This window comes from Xenorhabdus bovienii, assembly GCF_024721015.1.
GTDB lineage: Bacteria > Pseudomonadota > Gammaproteobacteria > Enterobacterales > Enterobacteriaceae > Xenorhabdus > Xenorhabdus bovienii.
This window is the reverse complement of the sequence record NZ_JANAIF010000002.1, coordinates 1-25206: the sequence shown is the minus strand read 5'-3', so window position 1 is coordinate 25206 and position 25206 is coordinate 1. Positions and strand designations below refer to the sequence as shown.

General features: G+C 46.3%; 14 protein-coding genes. 4 read left to right on the top strand and 10 right to left on the bottom strand.

The features are described from left to right. Positions 1–211: 211 nt before the first annotated feature. From dhbA to NXS07_RS00675, 5 genes are all read right to left on the bottom strand, one after another. Positions 212–970: a 2,3-dihydro-2,3-dihydroxybenzoate dehydrogenase gene (gene dhbA / locus NXS07_RS00695; protein ID WP_038193395.1), complete on the bottom strand. Its 759-nt coding sequence runs from the start codon at positions 968–970 to the stop codon at positions 212–214. Next, positions 970–1857 carry an isochorismatase family protein gene (locus NXS07_RS00690; protein ID WP_258085977.1) on the bottom strand — a complete coding sequence of 296 codons (888 nt, stop codon included), beginning with the start codon at positions 1855–1857 and terminating at the stop codon, positions 970–972. Before NXS07_RS00690 ends, dhbA begins: the two co-directional genes overlap by 1 nt. Further along, entirely contained in the window at positions 1854–3482 is a 1629-nt protein-coding gene (locus NXS07_RS00685) for a (2,3-dihydroxybenzoyl)adenylate synthase (RefSeq protein ID WP_258085976.1), read from the bottom strand. Before NXS07_RS00685 ends, NXS07_RS00690 begins: the two co-directional genes overlap by 4 nt. Beyond that, positions 3479–4663: an isochorismate synthase gene (locus NXS07_RS00680; protein ID WP_051870463.1), complete on the bottom strand. Its 1185-nt coding sequence runs from the start codon at positions 4661–4663 to the stop codon at positions 3479–3481. Before NXS07_RS00680 ends, NXS07_RS00685 begins: the two co-directional genes overlap by 4 nt. 182 nt (positions 4664–4845) lie before the next feature. Further along, positions 4846–7044, bottom strand: coding sequence for a TonB-dependent siderophore receptor (locus NXS07_RS00675; RefSeq protein ID WP_258085975.1), 2199 nt, complete (start codon positions 7042–7044; stop codon positions 4846–4848). Between the two features lie 314 nt (positions 7045–7358). Between NXS07_RS00675 and fes the strand changes: the two genes are divergently transcribed. From fes to NXS07_RS00660, 3 genes are read left to right on the top strand one after another with little or no spacing between them, the layout of a single operon-like run. Next, entirely contained in the window at positions 7359–8645 is a 1287-nt protein-coding gene (gene fes / locus NXS07_RS00670; RefSeq protein WP_258085974.1) for an enterochelin esterase, read from the top strand. A gap of 38 nt (positions 8646–8683) precedes the next feature. Continuing rightward, complete coding sequence (locus tag NXS07_RS00665) at positions 8684–8941, top strand: MbtH family protein (RefSeq protein ID WP_038214354.1); 258 nt, start codon at positions 8684–8686, stop codon at positions 8939–8941. 40 nt (positions 8942–8981) lie between these two features. Beyond that, on the top strand, positions 8982–17576 hold the full coding sequence (locus NXS07_RS00660; RefSeq protein ID WP_258085973.1) for a non-ribosomal peptide synthetase: 8595 nt from the start codon (positions 8982–8984) through the stop codon (positions 17574–17576). Between the two features lie 79 nt (positions 17577–17655). Here the strand turns inward: NXS07_RS00660 and NXS07_RS00655 are convergent, their stop codons facing one another. The 3 genes from NXS07_RS00655 to fepD are packed head-to-tail and all read right to left on the bottom strand — an operon-like array spanning position 17656 to position 20590. Beyond that, positions 17656–18459, bottom strand: a complete 804-nt coding sequence (locus NXS07_RS00655) for an ABC transporter ATP-binding protein (protein WP_258085972.1) — start codon at positions 18457–18459, stop codon at positions 17656–17658. A gap of 36 nt (positions 18460–18495) precedes the next feature. Continuing rightward, positions 18496–19527 carry a FecCD family ABC transporter permease gene (locus NXS07_RS00650; protein ID WP_046336394.1) on the bottom strand — a complete coding sequence of 344 codons (1032 nt, stop codon included), beginning with the start codon at positions 19525–19527 and terminating at the stop codon, positions 18496–18498. Positions 19528–19543: 16 nt separating this feature from the next. Next, on the bottom strand, positions 19544–20590 hold the full coding sequence (gene fepD, locus NXS07_RS00645) for a Fe(3+)-siderophore ABC transporter permease (protein ID WP_038214343.1): 1047 nt from the start codon (positions 20588–20590) through the stop codon (positions 19544–19546). Positions 20591–20758: 168 nt separating this feature from the next. Between fepD and entS the strand changes: the two genes are divergently transcribed. Continuing rightward, positions 20759–22024: an enterobactin transporter EntS gene (gene entS, locus NXS07_RS00640; RefSeq protein ID WP_038214341.1), complete on the top strand. Its 1266-nt coding sequence runs from the start codon at positions 20759–20761 to the stop codon at positions 22022–22024. Between the two features lie 34 nt (positions 22025–22058). On the opposite strand, the gene fepB is transcribed toward entS, so the two are convergent. Together fepB and NXS07_RS00630 are read right to left on the bottom strand one after the other, a co-directional pair. Continuing rightward, entirely contained in the window at positions 22059–23105 is a 1047-nt protein-coding gene (fepB, locus tag NXS07_RS00635) for a Fe2+-enterobactin ABC transporter substrate-binding protein (RefSeq protein ID WP_038222107.1), read from the bottom strand. A 612-nt stretch (positions 23106–23717) separates the two neighbouring features. Continuing rightward, entirely contained in the window at positions 23718–24875 is a 1158-nt protein-coding gene (locus NXS07_RS00630) for an MFS transporter (protein ID WP_038202181.1), read from the bottom strand. Positions 24876–25206 lie beyond the last annotated feature (331 nt).

Below are 25206 nucleotides of genomic sequence, written 5' to 3'. Positions count from 1 at the left end.
TGATTTCAATTTGGAAACCATATTTTATAAATTTCCGCTAAAAATTTATAAAAATCAGCTTTTTTAAATAATTTTAATTACCAAAATGAAATTATTTATCTAGGGATAATCAGAGTCTTAATCAGTTACATATTGTAAAAGTTAAGAACACTTATACATCTGTCTTGTTGATACCCGCCGACAATTTCACGGTGCAGACGGGCTTCAGTACTCAGGCTCCTAGCGTAGCGCCTCCATCAATGACGATATCCTGTAAAGTGATGTGGCTGGCAAGATCAGAGGCAAGAAACAGAACTGTGTCAGCAATTTCATTCGGTAAGGCAATTTTTTTCAAAGGAATCCCTAATTTAAATTTTTCAGGAGAACCATCAATAGTGTGCTGCCTTGATGCTAGTGTCTGCCACATGCTTTGTAGCATTGGCGTATCCGTTGAACCCGGTGAGACTAAATTACAACGAACGCCATAAGGCGCCAATTCAAGCCCAACACTCAGGCAAAGGCTGCGAAGCGCAGCTTTAGACGCTCCGTAAGCTGACATTTCTACGCGAGGAACATGAGCCGCATTGGAACAAATAGAAACGATATTCCCACTGCATTGCCGCTGAAATTGTGGTATCACAGCCTGAAAGAAGTTAAAAGCTCCGCCGGCGTTAACATTCAGGCATTGCTGCCAGTCTTCCCAACTCAACGTTTCTGTGTGGCCAGTCCGCAAAATGCCAGCACCATTAACCAATACGTCCAAGTGAGTTTCGGGTGTCAGCAACTTACGGCAACAGTGGCTGACGGCCAGATGATCGCTAATATCCAACACATAAGAGGTAAAAGGGATTTCAGAGTCAGGAAAAGCCACATCAAACCCAGTAACATTAGCGCCAGCCTGGCTAAAACGGCTGGCAATTTGATAACCTATTCCACGCCCAGCCCCCGTGATCCAGACATTTTTACCACTGAAATCAAAAACAGTGCTCATTATCTGACCTCCTGTTTATCAGTCAACAGCGTAAGCCAGTTCGATAAGGTTGGTGTTTTAACCAGTGTGATGAAATCTAGCTGATGACCCTGATTATTCCAGCGCGTTATCAACGACATGATTCGTACCGAATCGAGGCCGTAATCAAGTAAATTTTCATGATCATCAATGTCGCCACAGTCATCGTCTAATAACGGTAAAATTTCAGCACGAAGGTGTTCCCGATCCCATTTATTCTCCCCTAGAGAAGAAGGTGACATTTCATTGAGCAATGTTGTAGTCGTCAGTACACGGCCACTACGTCCTGCGACATAACGCAGAGACATCATGTGCTCTTCACGGCTGAAATCTGCCAGTGCGTCTGCAACGAAGAAAGGTTTTATATCACGCATAAAGGCATCAGTGGCTGTTGTCATGCAGCCGATATGAGCATAAATACCACAGATCATTAATTGATCCCGTTCGCTATTTTTCAGTAACTGTTCCAAATCAGAACGTTGAAAAGCACTATAGCGCCACTTGACTAATAACGTGTCATCACCTTCGGGTGCTAATGCGTCAGTGATACTTTGCTGTTCAGGGTGTTTATTCAGCCCTGCCCCCCACATATCATTAAGTAAGCCCCGGTCAGCATCGCTCTGGTGGTCGGGCTGCGCGGTATAAAAAACAGGTATGCCAAGTTTCTGGCACTGTACTTTCAGGCGGGCAATATTATCGATGATTTGCGTCACTAGCTGACTATCCGGTTGCCAAAAATTGAGAAAATAATTCTGCATGTCATGGATGAGCAAAGCCGCTCGTTTGCTCTCAAATGCCCAATTCACTTTATTGACAGGTAATTCCTGAACAGCAGGCAGAAGATAATCGTTTAGTTTGGGGATGCTCATTGGGTTTCTCCGACTTGAAATGGGGTGTGCTGTGTCATTTGGCGTAATATTTGTTTATCGATTTTTCCGACAGGCGTCATGGGAAGGTGAGTGACGCGTTCAAATCGATCCGGCAGTTTGTAATCAGCGATGCCTTGTTCACGTAAGAAACGGCGTAATACGGCAGATTTTATCTCTTCACGGGTAACAATATAGGCGCAACTTTTTTCTCCCATCAGTGGGTCTGGGATAGCAATCAGGGCAGCATGAATCATCTGAGGATGACGTAATAGGATATTTTCAATCTCTTCCGCAGCAATTTTTTCTCCGCCACGATTAATCTGATCTTTTTCTCTGCCCACCACTTTTAAATAGCCTTCGCTGGTTTGAATAACGATATCTCCAGAGCAATAAAAGCCGTTTTCATCAAATACCTGTTCGTTGTGCTGAGGGCTTCGGTAATAGCCACGAAAAGTATATGGGCCACGGGTCATTAACCTGCCGGCGACACCATGTGGCAGAGGATTGCCTTGTTTATCCGCTATCCATACTTCATCATCAGCACTGATTGGGCGGCCTTGGGTCGTGAAAATGGTTTGTTCATCGTCATCCAGCCGTGTGTAGTTCACCAGCCCTTCTGCCATGCCAAATACCTGCTGTAAGCGGCAGCCAAGCTCGGAAGGTATTCTTCTGGCTGATGATTCACTCAATCGTGCACCACCCACCTGTAATAATTCCAAGCTCTTGAGGGGCGAGTTGTCTCCTGTGCTGTTAATCGCTTCTAACCATAGGCTTACTGCGGGAGGCACTAAGGCAGTCACATTAATCTGGTGTTGCTGGATCAGGGGAAAACAGCTTGATGCACTGGGGTCATTAGCCAGAACGACCTGACCACCTGCATAAAAAACGCCTAAGGCTCCCGGTGAACTCATTGGGTAATTATGTGCTGCCGGTAGAGCACATAAATAGCGCGTATGACAATGAAAATGACAGATTTCAACGCTAGCGCGGATACTGTAGTAGTAGTCATTATGGGTTCGGGGAATCAACTTGGGAGTGCCAGTGCTACCACCTGAAAGCTGGAAGAATGCAACTTCATCTGCTGGCGTAGGGGACGCTATGAAGTCATGTGCTTGTTCATCAAGCAATAGAGCCAAATCGATTGGGCTATGGTTATCACCCCGCAGGAAGATTTTTTTCAGCGTGGGGTAACGTCGTTGCAGCTCATGAAGAAAATTATCGTCAGAAAATAGTGTATGGCTACGATCAGCGATCAGTAATGAAGGCGTAATCTGATCAGCATAAGCTAACAGCTCGCTGCGTTGATGGCTGAATATCGCATTAACGGGAACGGCTCCCAAACGCAGCAGAGCAAAAAAAGTAATATAAAATTCTGCGACATTGCCTAATTGGACTAATGCCGTTTGTCTGTGCTGAACCCCTCGATGCTTGAGGCCAGCCGCCAGATTATCGACCAGACAATTGAGCTGGTGGTAACTATACTGATGTTTGCCAGCAATAAGGGCGATATTTTCATTAGCGACTTGGCGGCTGAGTATGTCGCTCAGGGGCAAGTCAAGCCAGTAACCACGTTGGCGATAGTGTTGCGCTAATTTCTCAGGCCAGTGATTGAATTCAATATTCATAAACAACGTTCCTTATCATAAGACAATCCCAGCGCCTGTAGCATCGTGCCAAATTTCACATCTGTTTCATGCCATTCGGCACTGGGTTTCGAGTCAGCGACAACCCCTGCTCCTGCAAAAAGCCGAATATGGTTTTCAAACACTTCACCACAGCGAATCGTCACGACCCATTCGCCATTACCTCTGGCATCACACCAACCGACAATACCGCCAAAATAGTCGCGCTTGAACGGTTCCAATTCAGAAATCAGCGTCGCGGCCTGCTGTCTGGGAGCACCACACAGTGCCGGGGTTGGATGGAGCAAGCAAGCGATCGAGAGGGCATCTATCTGGTTATCGGCTAATTCACCACGAATTTCTGTCGCGAGATGCCAAAGCAAGGGAGTGCTGAGTAACGAAGGCGTCTCAGGAATAGCTAATTCAGTACAGCGTTCAGCTAATGCTTTTCTCATTGCGGTAATCACTAATTGGTGTTCATGCTGATCTTTCGCTGAACGCAATAGCGATTGGCGCAACTCATTGTCTTGCATGACGTTGCTGCTTCTGCGTGAAGAACCCGCCAGAGGTTGAGAAATAATGGTATTCCCCTGTTTACACAGCAGTAACTCTGGGCTGGCACCGATAAGGGTGCTGTTGCCAAGTGGAACATGGAAGTTATAGCTATAAGGGTTTTGTTGATTCAACCGCATAAATAACTGCGTAGCATTAGGCTGTTGGTCAAATTTGATGTTCAGCAGGCGGGAAAGGACAACTTTATCGAGCAAACCATGATGAATTGCATCAACGCCATGAGTAACCATCTGGCAGAATTCGTCTTTATCCGGCAATGAATGTATCTGCTGTAATTTGGGGCTGGAAGAAACAGATGAAAAAGATAATGCCTCACGCTCTAGCCAAGAGTAATCCTCCGGAATAAACAGAGCAGAAGGCTGGCGTTTATCAAATGGAATAGCACCCACTATAATGGGGTTTTCAATACCTTTATTTTTAGCCTGACGGAAAAGCTCAGATATATCGCGATGTAATTGGCAGTCAGTATCTGTATTATCACCGACTGACGTGGTTATTTTGGTAAAGCATCCGTGTGCATGTAGACTTTTATTAGATGACAGGAACACAAAATCATCACAACAAAAATCCTGCAATTGGGATATGCGGAATTCAGTTGCTAAATTAGGCACGGTTTTTTCCTATATTTTATTGACTGTTATTTTATTTTTTTCTGCCTGTTACGGTTCGAATTAGAAAAACGTATTACACCTGTGTTGTATAAAAGTTATTTCTCAGGGGACATCAGTAAGGTAGAAAGCAGCCTGTGCCAGCATTGCTTTATCAATGCCCCCTGAGATAAATGCATTTCCGCTTACCAGCTATACGCTACAGTGGCAAAAATGCTGCGACCGCTGCCATAGAAGCAGGCTCCGTCATTCGAGCACGAAGCAACATAACGTTTGTCGGTCAGGTTATTCACGTTCAGTTGTACGCTGGCACCTTTTAACTGAGGTGACGCTTCACCAAGATCATATTTTGCCATCAGATCATAGAGGGTGTAGGACGGTACATTGAATTTTTCTGTAAAATCACCGGAAGTGGTGCCGAGGTAACGCACGCCAGTACCCAGCGTAAGCCCTTCCAGTACGGATTGTTTGAAGCTATAGCTACCCCATACAGAAGCCGCATGTTCAGGAACCGCAGGCACTCTTTTACCGACACGAGCAGGGTTTCTATCGCTTTTCGTCTTGGTATCGGTATAAGTATACGACGCCATCAGATTGATTTCTGGGGTGATTTGAGAATGAATTTCGGCTTCCGCGCCTTTTGAGCCAATCTTGCCAATTTGTTCGCTAATGCGGGTAACTGGATCACGGGTTGTCACGTTTTTCTGGGTGATATCAAACAGAGAAAGCGTCAGCAGGGTATCGTGGTCTTTGGGCTGGAATTTAATGCCTATTTCGGTCTGTTCACCCATTGTTGGTTTGAATTCCGGGGCACCTGGTGCACCTGTATCCAGGTTGGGTTCAAAAGAGGTGCTGTAACTGATATAAGGCGAAATACCGTTATCAAACGCATACAATAAACCCGCTCGTCCTGTAAACGCACTGTCATTCTGTTTTTTTGATGTGTGCTTGATGAGATCTTGTTGCTTGACTTCAGTCCAGTCATAACGCCCTGAAAGAACTAAGTTCCAGTTTTCCCAATTGAGTTGATCCTGTAAATAGAGACCTAACTGATGAAGTTTCTTTTTATCATTTGAGTCAAGTGAGAGGTTTTTCTCATCAATGTGAACGTTCCTAGTGGGATTTGACCAGTCAAAACGATATTGGGGTTCCCTGCCCGGGTTTTTATCATTCCATGTTTTATTGTGCCTGTCTCCCCACTTGTAATCTATTCCACTGATAATGTTATGCTCAATGTTAGCTGTTGAAAACAGAGCCTTCAGTTGATTATCTATACCAAATTCCTGCGCTTTATTATGTTCACGTTGTGGGCGACGCCCAATGATGGAACTGGTAACATCTTTTGTATAAACAAACAATTTAGTGCGTTCATCCGAGCTTGAGTAACGTAAGGTTTGTTGGAAAGAGAAAATATCATTAATATCGTGCTCAAGAATATAGCCGATAGAAGTCTGCTCCCGTCTGGCCTGATTAAAAGAAGGCTCACTGAGATTCATATCATAGGGCATATAGCCCACATTGGGGATAGGCGTAACAGTCCCGACTTTAGGGTAAAAGTTACGGAATCCCATTTTAGGATCGTATTGATAACTAGTCAGTAACGTAAAGGTCGTGTCACTGTTCGGTATCCATGTCAGCGCCGGAGCAATTGCAATACGTTCCTTTTTATAGTCTTTGACGAATTGCTGTTGAGTACTGAGAATTCCATTCAAGCGATAGAAAAGGGGAATATCGTCATGTACTGCCCCGCCAAAATCAAAGGCAAACTCACCAAGACGCTGATTACCGGCTTTCATCTGCACTTTATGAATAGGTTGTGCAGTCGGTCTTTTGCTGGTCATGCTAACCAGCCCACCGGGGCTGACTTGCCCGTATAGCACAGATGCCGGCCCGTGAACGAGCTCCACACGCTCCAAAAACCAAGGGTCAATTTGGCCTGCCGTAGCCCCCTGGCCGTTTAAACCATAGCTCAATCCATCAAGAAATTTGGGCGCATAACGGAAACCACGTGTAATGACTTCATCACTACGGTTGGAAGAACCCCGATAGTTAGTGACCACACCACTGGAATAATTCAGGGCATCAGCCACTGTTGTCGCGCCCTGAGCCTCTATTTGTGCACGGTTCACTACCGTAATCGCCTGAGGTGTTTTTATCAGTGGTGTAGCGCTTTTCGTGCCCGCAGAACTTTCTGATTCAACGAAGCCGCTGGAGCCGCCCTGTGTTGATGCGGTGACGATGATGGTGTCTTTCTCATTAGCCGTTTCATCGGCTATTACGGCGTGAGGAGATAAAAATAATACAGAAGTTAATATTAACGGTACTTTATTATTGTAACTTTTGGTTGTTTTATTTTTTAGCGTTTTTTTCGTGGGCATTACCATAGATTTCATCTCTTAAAATAGGATTTCTTGGAAATAATTACTTTATAATCAGATTATTATGCCTCTTGTTTTCCCTAAGCCTCTATAAGAGGATTCCAGTCCTATTCTCCTCTGCGACGACCTTATTAATTCCATTAATCGATAAACTTCGCTCATAAAAGACGCCTAATGCTATTGCAAATAAAAATGATAATCAATATTGTTTAGCAAATGATAACCATTTATCTTTACCTGCGTGGTTATAAATTGTTATGCCAGATAGGGGCATTAATGGAACAACTAGATGGGGCAATTATTTTGAAGAGGATAAGGGAATGAAATTAGCATTTCAGCCATCCGGTACTATAAGTAATTTATTATCAGCATCTTACGCTGGCAGTGAATTATGGTGGGAGCATATTGCAGCTTTAGGGACTCCGTTAGTGGAAGCAAGGCCGGAGCATCAGGTTCAACTCACGTTTTTCTGGCGAGATCCTGCCGGAAGTGAACAGAATTCAGATATTCGCCGGGTTTATATTGATATTAACGGCATCACAGATCACCACAGTCCACAGCCACAAAGTCTGCAACGATTGTCCGAAAGTGACATTTGGTATTGGTCTGTCACGATTGATGATGACTGGAGAGGAAGTTACAGCCTGATCCCTGCCACTCATGCCTATCTCCCCCCTAATTTTTACGGCGATACACAGCAGCGTAACCAACAGCAACGCGAATGGTGGTGTTCACTCTTTCCTCTGTCTATTCCCGATCCTCTGAATTTACAAGGCTGTCATCGTAATGGGCTCGGAATGTCTTTATCGGCCGCTCATATGCCCCATGCTCCGGAGCAGTCAGCTTGGGCATCAATCGGGAGAAATAGTCTCGCTCAGTCGGATATACAACAGCCTATTCTGTTGAATTGGCAGAGTCATCGCCTCGGTAATCAGCGGCGTATCTGGCTTTACGCTACGGGAGAGGAAAAGGAGAGACCACGCCCGCTGGTCATTCTTCTGGATGGGCAAAATTGGGCAGAAAGAACCCCTGTTTTTTCTGCCTTAGAAGCCGCTACCGAACAGCAGCACATACCGGGAGCCGTCTGGCTACTTATTGATGTGATTGATATGTCCCGACGGGAGCAAGAATTACCCTGCAACAGAGATTTTTGGCTGGCGGTTCAGGATGAACTTTTGCCGCTTGCTGCACAGCATGCCACGTTCAGCGATTCCCCCAGCAATACGGTTGTCGCCGGCCAGAGTTATGGTGGTCTGGCCGCACTTTATGCGGCACTACATTGGCCGCAACGCTTTGGCTGTGTACTCACTCAGTCCGGTTCTTTCTGGTGGCCCTACAGCAAAATGATGAAGTCATCTGAGCGTCAAATCGGTTGGCTGACACAGCAGGTTATTGAGCAAAAAGTTACCCCATCCTCATTGAAAATCTTTCAGGAGGCGGGTTCCCGCGAAGATGATATCGAAGGTGTTAACCAGCAAATGTATGAAGCGTTAAAAAATGCCGGATATCACGTGAGTTATCGTGTTTTTAATGGCGGACATGATTCTTTGTGCTGGCGTGGCGGGTTGATTGATGGCCTTAGCTGGTTACTGTCTGAAAACGCATAAAACAATGACTGAAACTCTAAATATAACGAGAGCTAAAGATGTCTCAGGAACAAAAAAACCCTTTTGATGATGATAACGCGACTTTCTTTGTGCTGATCAACGCTCAACAGCAATACAGCCTCTGGCCAGCTTTTGCGGAACAGCCGGCTGGCTGGGAACAGGTTGCCGGGCCAGATTCGCGGTCAACATGTATTACATACATAGAAGAACATTGGGTAGATATGCGCCCTGCCCGTTTGCGTGACTTATTAGTTAGTCGAGAATCGGTTAATCAAGAATTGGTTAATCAGGACTGATAACCCTTGTGATTTAGCTTGCGCCAAGAAGGAAATACACGTGTCCAGTAGATTACAAGAGGTTGGGGTTGAAACAATAAATTTGACGCTACCACTGGTTGCTGCCCAGCCAGGGATTTGGATAGCCGATCAACTCGCTGACCCACGTAACATATTTACCATTGCACATTATATTGAAATTAAAGGGGCATTAGACCAGCCATTATTTGATGCAGCTCTTCGTCAGGGGTTGTCTGAAGCTGATACGATCCATGCCCGGTATTTCCTGAATGAAGATGGAATACCGGTACAACAGATCCCGCTTTACTGTGACCCACAGCAAGTCATTGCCCCTGAATGGATTGATTTTTCCAGAGAGCCGGCTGAACAGGCTGAAATAGCATCACATACATTGATGCAGGAGGATCTCTCGGCTGAATTACCCGCAGATGGAGAACGTGCGCTGTACCGGCAGGTGGTAATGAAGATTGATGAGCAACCTGAACGCTGGTTCTGGTATCAACGCTTTCATCATCTCATGCTGGATGGTTTCAGTTTTGATGCACTGACTCGTCGGATTATTCAGATTTATAATGCACTGAGAGCCGGCTATCAGCCCGCTGAGACCCCTTTCTGTTCCTTTACTCAGGTAGTGGAGGAATATCAGGATTGGCAAAGTTCGCCGGCAAAAGCAAAGGCTGCGGCATTCTGGCAAGAATATACCCGTGAGCCGGGTGCCTGTGTCTCTCTTTCAGTTGAAGATATTGCCGCTTCGGGGAACAGCTCGCCTTTAAATTATCACTGCCATTTTCCGGCAGCTCAGCTGACTTCATTAATAGCAGAGGATTCACTACGCCAATTTCAACCTGCTGAAATTGCCATGGCTGCACTCGGCATCTATTTCTACCGCATGTGCGGAGAAAAGTATCTCTCTATTGGTTTTCCGTTTATGCGGCGTATGGGATCAGCCGCGCTCTGCTCTACCGGCCCTGTGGTTAACCTGCTACCGTTACAAATCAAACTGCAAGACAGTATGACACTGGCCGATGTCGTGAAGGCTTTTGTGGCAGAAATAAAACAAGTCCGCCGTCACCAGCGTTATGACGCCGAACAGCTACGCTGCGATTTGGGGTTATCGGGAAGCAGCAACCTGCTCTATGGCCCTGTTTTTAACTATAAAATATATAACGAGACGCTGAAATTAGACGGCAGGCCGATTACGACTCACACACTCGCCACGGGGCCAGTGGATGATCTGGAATTTGAATTGAATTTCCAGGATGACGTTCTTCATCTGACCTTTATTGCCAATCGGACAAAATATAGCGAACAGACTTTACACTGGCACAGTGAGCGCATCCGTTATCTATTAGATCAACTGCTCATTCAGCCGAAACAACCGATTGCTTTTATACCGATGATTCCCCCACAAGAACAACAGCGTCTTGATGAATGGTCCCGCGGGCCATGCGTAACACCGCCATCAGGTAGGGTTTCTGTGCTTGATTTCTTCTTATCTCAGGTGAAACAGCAACCAGATACCTCAGCTGTCCGCTGTGGTGATCAACAACTTAGCTATCATCAATTAATGGCAAAAAGTATGCAGCTTGCGCGTTTATTGATGGCACAGGGTATTGGTGCCGAGGATGTGGTCGCGATAGGTGTACCCCGCTCAGTAGATTCGGTTGTCGCGATTCTGGGGGTATTAGCCAGTGGTGCGGCTTACATGCCACTTGATCTCGATTATCCGCGGGAACGCTTACAACTAATGAGCGATGATGCTCAACCGGCTCTGTTGATAACCTGCATTAATACACTGCCACAAATGCCTGATATACCGAAGGTAATCTGTCTGGATGATCATCAGATACAGGAGCGGTGTGCCAGTCTGTCTTCCCTTCCTATCACAGATGAAGAAAGGCGTGAAACGTTGCGGGGTGAACACCTTGCTTACATCATCTACACCTCTGGTTCCACGGGCAAGCCTAAAGGGGTGATGAGTACACATGGTGGGTTACTGAATTTGCTGGCTTCCCATGCTGCACGGTTGTTTGGGCCAGTGATTGACAATTTTCATCTTCAGCACCAACGGCGTATGCGCGCCGGTCACACAGCCTCTTTCTCATTTGATTCGTCTTGGGAGCCGCTGTTCTGCATGATGTTAGGCAGCGAACTTTATATCTTTGATGAAGAGTTGCGGCGAGATGCCTGGAGTGTGGTACAGCAAATGAATCAACTGCCTGTTGACCTCATGGATATTACCCCATCGTTTTTGACTCAGCTTATTGACAGCGGTTTGCTGGAAGAAGGCAATCACCAGCCCGCGTTTATTATGATTGGTGGTGAAGCGGCGACGCCGCGATTGTGGGATCTGTTAAAGCAATACCCACAAATGAATATCCATAATTACTATGGCCCATCAGAATATACCATCGACACGCTGGGAGCCAATATTCAGGTCGCTGATCAGCCTGTTATTGGACGGCCCGTTGCCAATACGGATGTCTGGCTTCTGGATAGTCATCTGCAACCCGTACCAGTTGGCGCCGTGGGGGAACTTTACCTTTCCGGGCCAGGCATTGCCCGCGGTTATCTGCGCCGTCCTGATTTAACTGCGGCGCGTTTTGTCGCCAACCCATTCAAGAATGGTGAGGTGATGTATCGCAGTGGCGATCTGATGCGTTGGCGGCCTGATGGGCAGCTCTCATTTGTTGGCCGAGTGGATCACCAAATTAAAGTACGCGGTTTTCGCGTTGAGTTAGGAGAGGTAGAGAATGCGTTGGCTGCTTTACCTGAAGTCAGCTCGGCCGTGGTTATTGCAGAACCCATGGGAGTCACCTATCGGCTGATTGGCTATTGCTCGGTTCCTGATAATAAACTGCGAGCCTTAGCGGATATTTCTGCACGATTGCTGGCTGAACTGGCAAAACAGCTACCTGATTATATGGTGCCTGCTTTATTGGTGATTTTGGAAGAGTTGCCATTAACAGTCAATGGCAAGGTGGATCGCAAGGCACTGCCCAAACCGCAGCAACAGCATTTTTCTATGGGGCGGCAAGCTGAAAATGAAAAGGAAAAATATATTTGTGAGGCGTTTGCAACCTTATTAGGGATGGTTCAGGTCAGTGCCGATGATGATTTCTTTGCGCTCGGAGGCGACAGTATCTCTGCAATGGCACTGGGAACACAATTGCGTCGTGTTGGCTGGCAGCTTCGTCCACGAGATATTTTCAGTGAACGGACACCAGCGCGTATGGCGCTGAAAATGTCTCCGGTCGCTATTGGCAAGCGAACATCTAGCGCCAATAAGATATCTAAACCAGTACAAATCGGCGAGATCGATCACTTACCTATTTTGCATTGGTTTGCAGAATCTAATGGCATCAATACCCGTTTCGCCCACGGTGTATTCATCCGCGTACCGACTGAATTACGGCCAGAACATTTATCATCCGCCCTTCTCGCTTTGAGCCAGACTCACCCGGTACTTCATGCTGTTACCCGCAATAATCGCCTTATTATCGGTGAAAAACCTGTACTGGCAGACGGATCGTATTACAGCGTTATACAAAATAGTGGTCATATAGAAACGAGTGCAGAACAGGCTTTCCATGAGGCGGTGATGCGCCTGGATCCGGCCACGGGTCATTTATTTCATGCCTGTTTACTGCAACAAGATGAAGAGACTCAGGGATTAGTATGGGTTATTCATCATCTGGCAACGGATGGTGTGTCATGGCGGGTACTACTGGATGAACTGCAACAGGCGGTAGAAGCTGCCATGGCGGGTAAAACAATCGCTTTGCCACCAGAAGAGTACACATTGTATGACTGGAACCTTCAGCTAGGTCAAAATTTAGCAAGCCGTGCCGGAGAGCTGTCTTTCTGGCAAGCCATGCTTGACGAAAAAATTTCCCTGCTAGGAAAACGCCCGTTGGATGCGCATCGGGATCGGCAAGTCGCTGTCCGTGAGCAACGAACACTATTAACCGGCAAACAGACCACGGCATTACTGGGAGCGTTGCCGCAGCAGTACCATGCCAATATTGAAGAGATATTATTAACAATATTGGCTATAGCCTGTAACCGGTACTTTGGTGTCAGCAAATTACGTTTCCAATTAGAGTCGCATGGTCGTATTGAATTGGAGGATGACGTTGATTTAGCACGAACCGTTGGCTGGTTAACGGCTGAATATCCCGTGGTGCTGGCGTTGCCACAGGCAGAATTCCAATCCACAGAAATCGCTGCCGAAAACCCCTCAGAAATCGTACGGGCGGTGAAAAGCGCCCTGCGTACAATACCCGATCGTGGCATAGGTTATGGCCTGCTGCGTTATCTGGATCAAACTGGCCGACAAGTATTAGCCCAACAGGATACGCCAGAGATCTTATTTAACTATTTGGGGCGTTTTGCTACGACTGATAACTTATGGGCGCCACAGCGAACTGAAAACCTGTTCCGTGATACTTTTGCTGTTTATCAAGATCCGCAAATGTCCCCCAATCATAGCTTGGAAATCAACCTGTTTGTTGATGAACAGGGAAGTATTCCGCAGTTAGCAATTAACTGGCAATGGGTAGATGGTATCTTCAGCGAACAAGACATCTCTGAATTACAGCGCGGCATGGAATGGGCTACCGACTGCCTAATCAATTTTGCCCGACAGCAGCCACAGCAGGCGGCCGCGACGCTGGTTGCCGCAGAAATTGTTTTACCGAGACTTGAAGAAAGTGATCTGACGCAACTGACTGAACGTTATGGGTCTTTGACGACTGTGTTACCGCTGTTACCGCTGCAACAGGGGCTACTCTTTCACGCTCAGACAGCAACAGATAAGGGTAATTATAATTCACTCACCCGCCTTTCTCTGCATGGGCCATTAGATCGGGTTAAACTGCACCGGGCACTGTCTGGCCTGATCCGCCACCATCCTCAGCTTGCCGCACGTTTTGATACTGAGCAAAGTGCTTCTCCTCTACAACTGATACCCTTTTTATCAGAGGATAGCGAGATTTGGCCGCTTGATTTTTATCAGCTCCCCGAATTATCTGAGCAGGAAGAAGAGGCGGCATTATTAGAACTGGAAGGAACTGAACTGGCTCGCGATCTTTTCCACCAGCCTCAAGCCATGCTGCATGCTTTATTGGTCTGTCACGGTGAAGGTTCACATTATACGTTATTGTTGAATATTCACCATCTCGTCGTGGATGGCTGGTCAACACCTATCTTAATACAAGATCTTTTAACCTTGCTGAATCAAGGTGAGCAAGCGTTACCTGTACCCAGAGTCAGTTATCAAGAGATCGTCCATCAATTGGCGGCACAAGAAACGGCAACGGCGCGCCAATGCTGGCAAGATGTGTTGAAGGGCGTTCAACCAACCAAACTGTTCAGTGATCAACCCCATAACGGCAAAGTGAGAGAGCTTGATATCGTGCTCGAACCTGAAATGGAACAGGCACTATTCAGCTTATGTCAGCAACGTGGTTTGACACTCAATACGCTGATGCAGGGGATCTGGTCTGTTCTGCTCAGTATACACAGTGGTTCATCCGATGTGGTTTTCGGTTCCCCCGTGTCTGGGCGGTTTGGCCAGATTGAAGGGTTAGACCAGCATGTTGGGCTGTTCAGCAACACCCTGCCGGTTCGAATGACGCTGGATATCACGTTACCTCTCTTGCCTCAGCTGGAACAATTGCAGGCACAGCAGATCCAGTTGATTGAACACGACAATATCGGTCTGGGTGAAATTCAACATATTGCGGGGACAAGTACGCTTTTTGATACCTTATTGGTAGTGGAAAATTATCCAGAAACCGATACTGAATCAGATTGCACCCAAACGATCATTTGTCAGAAGATTAATAACCGTGGTTACACGCATTATCCCTTAACCTTGCTGGTTCTGCCGGGTAAGCGGCTGCGTTTATTAATGGAATACCGGGAATGTGTCAAACAACCTGAATTATTGGCTCAACGTATCCTTCTCCTGATTCAGCAACTGCTTGAGCAACCCGATACGGCTCTGCGGGATTGGGTTTTACAATCATCGGATGAAGCTGCATTGATTACCGAAGTGAATCGGACACACCATGAAATCCCTTCTGGTACACTCCACCAGTTTGTGATTGAACAGGCTGAAAAAACGCCTGATGATTTAGCATTACTGGATAACCAGCATCAACTGACTTATCGGCAAATGCGTGTTCAAATTCGTCTATTAGTTGATCGTTTAATTGAAGCAGGGGTTCAGCCCGGTGATATTATTGGGATTGCTTTACCCCGTTCAGTAAGACTCAGCCTGGCATTACAGGCGATACTAGAAGCGGGAGCAACCTGGTTACCCCTCGATACCGGTTATCCTGATGATCGTTTGGCGATGATGCTGGAGGATGCCCAGCCACGGTTAGTCATTACGGAAAGTGAACTTCAAGCGCGTTTTGCTCATCAGGCTCCTTTGCTGGTACTGGATCAGTTGGCGGATGAAAATCAGCAGCCGGTGCATCCCGCAGCCCAAGTGACGCCACAGCACACGGCTTATATCATTTACACCTCGGGTTCAACCGGACGGCCAAAAGGTGTGATGGTCAGCCATCAATCCATTGTGAACCGTCTGTTATGGATGCAGGATGCTTACCCACTTACCCGGGATGATGTGGTTTTGCAGAAAACACCATGCAGCTTCGATGTTTCTGTCTGGGAGTTTTTCTGGCCGCTGATGACAGGCGCTAAACTCGTGATGGCGCCGCCTGAAGTGCATCGCGATCCAGAAGCGCTAATGCAGCTTATTGATGACTATACGGTGACTACGCTGCACTTTGTGCCATCCATGTTGGCGACGTTAGTTGACTCATTGGCATCACGTCAGCAAAGTACTTTATTCTGTCATAGCCTGCGTCGGGTGTTTTGCAGTGGTGAAGCGTTATCCTGTGAACTGGCTCGCCGCTATCAAACATTCATCGCTGCACCTTTACATAATCTCTATGGGCCAACGGAAGCGGCAGTCGATGTCACATGGCAGCCGGCTTATGGTGAGGCATTAGATCACTGTACAGGTTCAGGTGTGCCTATTGGCCGACCGGTATGGAATACCCAATTGCGTATTTTGGACTCTTGGCTGCGTCCGGTTCCTGTTGGTGTAGCGGGCGATCTCTATCTCTGCGGTATTCAATTGGCGACGGGCTACCTGAACCGGGCTGATTTGACGGCCAGCCGTTTTGTGGCTGATCCTTTTGCCTGTGGCGAACGCATGTATCGAACTGGCGATATTGCCTGTTGGTTGCCAAATGGTGAAGTGGAATATCTTGGACGCAGTGACGATCAATTAAAAATACGGGGTCAGCGTATTGAGCTGGGGGAAATTGAACAGGTTCTACTGGAACAGCCCGGCGTCGCTCAGGCGGCGGTTGCTGCGTGTGAATTAGGCAAAACAGCCAACACCGTTAGTAATGCAGATGCCCGTCAGTTAGTTGCCTGGTTAATTCCTCAACCCGATGTTTCACTGGATACAGAGGCATTACATCAAGCACTTACCCGGCGATTGCCTGCTTATATGCTGCCGGTCAGTTATGTGCTTCAGGACAGTTTCCCATTAAGCGCCAATGGGAAATTGAATCGCAAGGCACTTCCTATGCCACAGAAACTTACTACTGGGCGCTTGCCTGTAGCAGGCACGGAAAGCCAAATGGCAGCCCTTTTTGCTGAAATTCTGGACTGCGACACCGTTTGGGCTGATGATGATTTCTTTGCGCTGGGTGGCCACTCACTATTAGCTATGCGCTTGGCCGCAGAAATACGCCGTCGTTTTAATCGGTCTATTTCTATTGGTCATATCATGGTTGCTCGCAGCGTCGAGAAACTGAGTGCACTACTGTCTGATGAAAATGGACAAAATTCCGCAGAAAATCGTGGCCTAGGGGAAGTGTTCCCGCTGAGAGACGGGCACGGCCCGGCACTATTCTGCCTGCACCCTGCATCTGGCTTTGCCTGGCAATATAGTGGGCTGCTGCGTTATTTAAAAGGCGACTGGCCGATCATTGGACTACAGTCACCTCGCCCGCTGGGAGTTATTGCCGACTCTGATAACCTTGAAGAGATGTGTACACACCATTTAGCGACATTACGGCAGATCCAGCCACATGGCCCTTATTACCTACTCGGTTATTCGTTAGGCGGGATGCTGGCTCAAGGCATGGCTGCGCGCTTGCGCCAAGAGGGAGAAGAAGTGGCTTTCCTCGGATTATTGGATACTTATCCACCGGAAGGCCAAGACTGGACTGTCTTAAGTGAAGAAGAAGCCAAAGAAGAAGCTGCGCGTGAACAGGCCGAATTTATGGCCGCCACGGAAGATGAGCATGATCCGCTGCTGCGTGCTGAAAAGCAGGCCATGTTCGCCGATATTGTGGCTAACTATAAGGATTCTGTTCGTATCCTTTCATCAGCCGCCAATCAAAAATATGATGGCGAAGCCATTCTGTTTTCGGCAACACGCACATTGCCTGCTGATATGGATGTTGCAGCGACATGGGCGCCTTGGATCCGGCAGTTAAGCATCTATTGGCAAGATTGTGAACATGCGGATATTCTTTCGCCAACATCACTGAAACAGTTAGGGCCATTGCTCAATACACTGTTGAAAACGCATCGCGATTGAAAAAATACCTAGCTTGAAACATTACCTAAAAATCCCGTCATCATTCATTAGTGATGGGATTTTTTCTTTTTAACGGTTTTTAAATGTCTTTTACCGAATGGTAGCGGCCGCAGGGAATAATCAGGGGCGTGTGGGAAACCGGATCTTCAATGACAACACAAGATAAGCCAAACACCGATTTGATAAGTTCTGTACTGATAATATCCTGAGGCTTACCCTGTGTAACAATCTGCCCTGCCTGCATGACGATTAAATGATCCGCATAGCGGCATGCCTGATTAATATCATGCAGCACTGAAACAAGGGTGTGGCTGCTTTCCTGATTAAGTTGCAGGAAAAGATCCAGCAGGTCAATTTGATGAGCAATATCGAGCCAGGTTGTTGGTTCATCAAGAAACAGTAAAGGAGTTTGCTGGGCTAATACCATAGCTACCCAGACACGCTGCTTCTGCCCTCCTGATAATTCATCAACATAGCGTTCAGCTAATTGTGCAATCCCTGTGGCTTTCATCGCCTGAGCCACGGCAGTTCTATCATCCAGACTCCATTGGCGCAGCAGGCTTTGATGGGGATAGCGGCCACGGGCGACTAGCTCGGAAACCGTGATATTTTCCGGCACTATCGCTTGCTGGGGCAGTAAACCTAACTGACGTGCCAATGCCTTAGTCGGTATTTGTTGAATATCTTTTCCATCCAGCAAAATATGACCGTGATGGGGCTTCAGTAAACGACAAAGCGCACGCAGTAACGTAGATTTGCCGCAGGCATTTGGGCCAATGATTACGCTGAACTGTTTATCCGGAATACTGATACTTAAATCTTCAGTAATAATTTTTCGTTCATAGCCTAATGTCAAATGTGAAGCGCTGAGGCGATATGTCATCGATAATTACTCTTTCTGTTTACTGTATGATTGGCATTATTGGCGAGCTTCCCGAATAAGAAGCCAAATAAGGTAGATACCACCAATACTGACGGTGACAGCACCCACAGGTAGCTGCACATTTGAAAAAGTATGCTGCGCAACTAAATCAGCAGTTAACAATAGCAAGGCACCTGTCATGGCAGCAGAAAACAGAGGAACATAACTTGTACCTGTTAATCTTCGGGCAATTTGCGGTGCAGCAAGGGAAATAAAGGATATCGGGCCTGTCGTTGCCGTCACGACAGCAGTCAGAAGGATGCCATAGAGAATAAGCTGCATACGGTTAGTTTCAACATTACAGCCCAAGGCGCTGGCTTTATCATCCCCCATTTCCATTATTTTCAGCGACTTTGCCAAAGCAAAAGCGCCGAAAGTAAGCAAAGGAATAACAAACAGGGCTGAGGCCGATTTTTGCCAGGTGATGCCGTTAAGCGAACCATTGCCCCAAAGTGCTGCACTCATGACATGTTCCAGCGAACCCGTTACGATAAGCCAAGTATTGACCGCTGTCAGCATGGCACTGATAGCAATCCCCACAATAATCAGGCGGAAACCGTGGATACCCTGGCGCCAGGCGAATAAATAAATTAAAGCAGCAGTTAATGAACCGCCGATCAGCGCGCCCAGGGTCATTTGATAATAACCGCCATTTAGAAAAATCAGAGTAATCAGTACGCCAGTCCACGCGCCGGTACTGAACCCCATAATATCGGGGCTGCCCAAAGGGTTGCGGATGACAGACTGAAAGATGGCGCCACTTATCGCCAGTGCGGCTCCGACCACCAGCGCAATGGCAACACGGGGCGCTCGCCATTGCGTGACGACAGCAATAATGCCGGGATCACCTTCACCTTGAAAAGCCTGCCAGATTTGCCAGAAGGAAAGTTTCAGCGTTCCGTAATAAACAGCGAACAGTGCTAATAACATAATTAAAAATAGCTGGAGAATATTCACCAGTAGAACCCGAAGGGGAATGCGGCCATTTATCCACCCTTCTGGATGCCCGACTTGCAACATTTTCGGCATGAAATCTGTCTCCTGCTCAGTATTTACGCTTACGTACCTGCCAGATCAGCACGGGCGCACCAATAAAGGCCGTGACGATTGATACGCGCAGCTCACCGGCAACCAATAAACGCCCGACGATATCTGCACTAAGTAATAACACCGGAGCCATGAGTAATGAATGCAGAATGATCCAGCGCTGGTCTGGGCCACACCACCAGCGCGCGATATGTGGGATCATCAATCCAACAAACCCGATCGGGCCAGCCAATGCGGTTGCCGTTCCACATAGCAGCATAATGGCTATGATGGCTGAAACTTTTACCCAGAGGATTTTGACGCCTAATGTTGTTGCGATTTCTTCCCCCATACTCAACGTATTGAGCGGCCTTGAAATCAATAAGGTGAGCGCACAACCGATAAGAATGAGCGGAGCAACAAGGAGAGTAACCTGTAAAGATCGGATATCCAGCGTACCCGCCTGCCAGATGCGTAATTGATCGAAAGTTGAAGGATTGAGCAGGGCAATATTGGTTGTTACCCCGGTTAACAGGGCGCTGATCGCGACTCCCGACAGTGTTAAGCGAACAGGATTGGATTTATCACCAGACTGCATGCTGATTAACCAGACCGCCAGGCTGGCAAGAAAAGCGCCCAGACAGGCCACGCTAACTTTTGCCATAACACTGCTTAAACCAAATAATGTGATTGCCACTACGATGGCAAAGCTGGCTCCTGCGTTGACGCCCAGTATACCCGGGTCTGCCAGAGGGTTACGTGTCAGTGCCTGAATTAATGCCCCCGCGCCACCTAATGCCATCCCGACCAAAATACCGACAAGGGTACGAGGCAGGCGCGATTCGAGAATAATGATGCTCTCATTGTTATGCAGCTCACCGGTTAAACTATTCCAGACGGTCTCAGGGGCAATATATTTACTGCCTAATAACAGACTCGCTATAGAAAAAATAATGAGGAGTAATAAACAGATTATGGGGCCTGTTAACCGACGGGTGCGATAAGTATGAAATTGAGGCAAGGGTTTTGAAGAGGTTATCTCACGATGCATTGGGGCAGCAGGCATAACCGGAAAGACTCCATTCGTTATTGATTGTGATAATCATTTGTATTGCCATTATCATTAACGGTCGATATGCTAGCACAGCTTTTTCTGGAAACATATTTATATTGCGGCAATTAAGCTGCGAAGATCACTTATTTCAATTCCTGTTTACGTATTGCATGGAGCATCATGGCTAAGTCATCAATCCTGCTGGACTTCAGTTTACTTAAAAATAATGCACACTTCCGCGCTATCTTTATCGCCCGTATGCTATCTGTTTTTGCATTAGGCATGCTGACAGTGGGTGTCCCAGTTCAAATGCAGTTTCTGACCGGTTCTACCTTGCAGGTAGGGATCGTGGTGGCATTAGATGGGATCGGCATGTTTATCGGATTGATGCTGGGCGGAATACTGGCCGACCGCTATGACAGGCGTAAACTGATTCTGTTTGCCCGAGGCACTTGTGGCTTGGGTTTTGTTGCATTGAGTTTTAATGCGTTTTTGGATTCCCCTTCACTGTTTGTACTCTATTTCCTTTCCGTCTGGGATGGGTTCTTTGGCGCTTTAGGCATGACCGCTTTAATGGCGGCGATCCCAAACTTAGTTGGCCGGGAAAATCTGGCTGCGGCGGGTGCCTTGAGTATGATCACGGTTCGCATTGGTGCTATTCTTTCCCCCGCATTAGGGGGTCTTATTATCGTTGCCAGCGGACCGGGCTGGAACTTTGCCATTGCCGCTGCAGGGACTTTGGCTACACTGATCCCGCTGGTGAGACTGCCCAAGATGAAGCCACAGTCAACCCTGCAAGAGCATCCACTCAGAGCGTTAGTGAGTGGTGTCCGATTTGTCTGTCAGCATAAAATCGTAGGCAGTGTGATATTAATCGGTATGTTGATCAGCATGGCGGGGGCAGTTCGCATCCTTTTCCCTGCGTTATCTCAAGAGGTTTATCACCAAGGTCCTTCCGCGACAGGTTTGATGTATTCAGCCGTTCCTCTGGGTGCCATGCTAGGAGCATTTACCAGTGGCTGGATAGGACGAAGCGCCCGACCCGGTCTTTTACTTATTATTTTTGCGCTGGGCTCTTTCCTCGCATTATCCCTGCTCGGTGTCATGACGCATATTGTCCCGGCATTACTCGCATTGGTGTGTTATGGCTACCTGAATGCTTTTGCTTCCTTATTGCAGTTTACACTCATCCAAAGTCATACACCGGATCACTTATTGGGGCGGGTAAATAGTTTTGTCACAGCACAGGATGTTACCGGTGATTCCTTGGGAGCATTGGGATTAGGCGTAATGGGACGCCTGTTATCTCCTCTCATAACGGCGCTTTCGTTTGGTTCTTTTGCGGCAATTACCTGTCTATTGCTTGCAGCATTGGTAAAACCTCTGCGCCATTCTACTCTGCATGATAATGCCGCATCATTAGAGGGCGGTGCCTCTGAAAAGTGAATATGATGCAGCAATCTTTGTTTTTTTGAACCGGCTAATTTTTTAATTCTTGATTTGAGAAATAGTGTTCAATGCGATCAAGCATATTGTTTGCACTGTAATAGTCTAAGCGGAAAGTATCCGGCCCCATCGCATAGAGGCGTTGGGTGCTGACAGCAGGCAGGTGCTGTAAAAAAGGGTTAGCATTCACAGCTTGAATTGTGCTGTCATTGGTAGCGAACAGCATAAAGGATTGGCCGTTTAAACCATCTGCTAACCCTTCAGCAGAAAGCTGAATGATATCTTCACGTTTGCCCATACTGGTTTCTGTTTTCAGGCTGGTCGGTAATGTGGCGAGTGTAAAACCTAATTGATGCAGTAATTGCCCTTGCGCAGATGATGGCGTCCAAAGATTGACACCTCTCCCATCAGCATAATAGACAAATGCAGAAACAGGATTCGGGGGTAAGGTGATATCTTGTTTCACTTTCTGCAAACGTTGCTCAAAGCGCGCGATGATTTCCCCGGCACCAGCTTCATTCCCGGTTATTTGCCCAAGTTGCAGGGCAAGCTGTTGCCAGCTCTTATCGCCATAATCAATAACCAGTATGGGGGCAATGGTTGAGAGTTGTTCATACAGTTTCATGGCTGAATCCCCTCCCGTCGCTGAAATAACAATCAGATCTGGCACCATAGCCGCAACAGCTTCGGCATTGGGTTCACTGATATAGAGAAGCTTTACACCACGTTCATAAGCGACTTTGGCCCATTGAATAAAAAAGCCTTGGCTATCAGCCACATCAGTATTTGGGCCTGTTGCGCCTGAAGCGATTAAAGGGGCATTGATAGCCAGCAAAGTGCCACTAAGCGTCACGCTGGTAGAAACAATACGCTTAGGTGGCTGTGTTAATGTGAGAGGGCCTTTTACTGTTTCGAAGGTTCGTGGCCAACCCGCCATGCTGGTGGTTTCCCCTGAAGATTGAGGCTGTTCGGTTTTGATTTCTGTCGATTTTTCATCGCAGCCACTGGTAAGAATTAGTGCGATAAAAGCAAAAATAACGGTGATTAATCGGTAATAGGAAAAAGTAAATTTGCACTGCATTTTTAATTTCCTTAATCATCAGAGCGTAAATGGAATTCTGGCATGGGAATACCCAAAACTTTCATTCGACCTATTTGAATAAAGGGAAAGAGTACATTTTATCCAGAAGTAAGGGACACATTGCGCAACCATAAATGAAAATGGGAATTATTACCATTAAATAGGGTCAACTTTTACAAAGGGTTATCCATTAATTCCATAGCGGACCGCGATGTTGATATCACCCTGGTTTCCACCATTCAGTCTTTTTCCCGAAGTGAGGATATCGGCAAGAGCTTTGGTGCATTTTCAACGTTGGCCAACACTGCTGAAGCTGCATCCGGATTATTGTCTGGTCTGTTTGCGATGATTGGTTTGCTCCTTTATTGGCATGTCCTTTTTAATCGCTCTTACAGGGCTGATTGCCATGAAGCGAATTTAGGTCACGTATTCATCCCGTTGTTTCTCACGTATAATGAGGGTAAATACGTGACCGAAAATTTTATGCACCCACTTGAATTGAGTCAGTGTCCATAAATGTTTTTTAATGGAAGCACCACCTATCTTGACAGAGTAGGGTAACGTTTCACCCTACTCGATTTGTTGAACATTATCCTCACTATTGTCCAGAGTCTAGCCAATATTATTATCTATTTTACTCTTAAGATAGATGCTTAAAAATGCCGTAACCGTAAATATGATACTAATAAGAACAACGGAATGGACACCTAAATAAGATACTCCCCATCCACCTACCATGGCACCTACTGTGATTCCTAAATTTGAAAACGATATATACAAACTATTAGCAAACTCAGGTGCTTCATTGGCTTCCTTCATAAGCCATGTTTGGCTGATAACGAGCCCTGCTGAATGTAACGCTCCCCAAAAAAAAATCAATATAAATATAGCTATTGGGGAAAAACCCAGAATCCAAATAAAAACATATAGTAACGTCAACAAAATAGGATATAACTTCGTTGTTTTTATAGCATTTTTTTGTAGAAAGGTGCTAAAAATAAAATTACCAAATATTCCGCTAACACCAAACAAAACGAGAAATACACTAATAGTGTCATTATCAAGACGTGTGATTTTAGCAAGATAGTCTGCAATATAACTAAAATTTGCGAACATTGCAGAGAATACGGCCGTTACTGTAACAATTGTTAACCATAATTTCCCATTGCGTAATATAATTAATTGACTGGAAAAGTTAATTTTTTTTGTAGAGATAGAAGAAGGAATAAAGAATAAAATACCTATAAAAGCGAGCAAACAAGATATTGAACCAAAATAAAACGCAGCGCTTAATGATAAATGTTCTGCGATAAACGAGCTAACCGGCATGCCTAATACCAATCCTACAGCAACCCCGGCGAAAACTTTCGCCACTGCTCTTGGGCTTTCCTCTTTAGCTACTGAATTGGCAGCGACGACGAGCGCCACAGCAAAGAAAGTGGCATGAAACAATGCTGGCAATATTCTAAAGAACAGGATTAAATTAAAGCTGCTTGTTGTGGCATAGATAAGGTTAGAGATAACAAATATAAGAAGGATTGTAAGAAGAATGTGCTTTTTATTATATCGCGATAGTAGTAATGTGATGAATGGCCCTGTTATGGCAACAATGACAGCATAAATACTGACAAGAAAACCGACTTGTGTAGGTGTAACGTGAAGTTGTGACCCTAATTGTGGTAGTAGGCCGATTACTGCTACCTCAGTGGTAATAACTCCAAAGACAGCAATAGCCAAGACAAGCAATAGCATAACATTCTTATGTATCATAAATATTCCTAGATAGATTCATATAAAGCATGAAACGTTAAACTACTTTGAAAAAGCTTTCAACACTATCAACTACAATAAATACCATTATGGTAATATAATTATTTCAATAATATTTTATTGCACTTAATTTTTACACGTTCCACCATTATATTTGGTCATGACGCCAAAGCGTTAACCTGATATTCTTATGCCTTTTTAAGGGGATCTCAAAATGACGGTGACGATAGAAGTTGCTTGCCGGTATTGTAACCAAACCGAACCGGTACGCAAACATGGAGCAGGTAAAGCCGGGTTTCCTCGTTATTATTGCAAGGGTTGCCAAAAAACC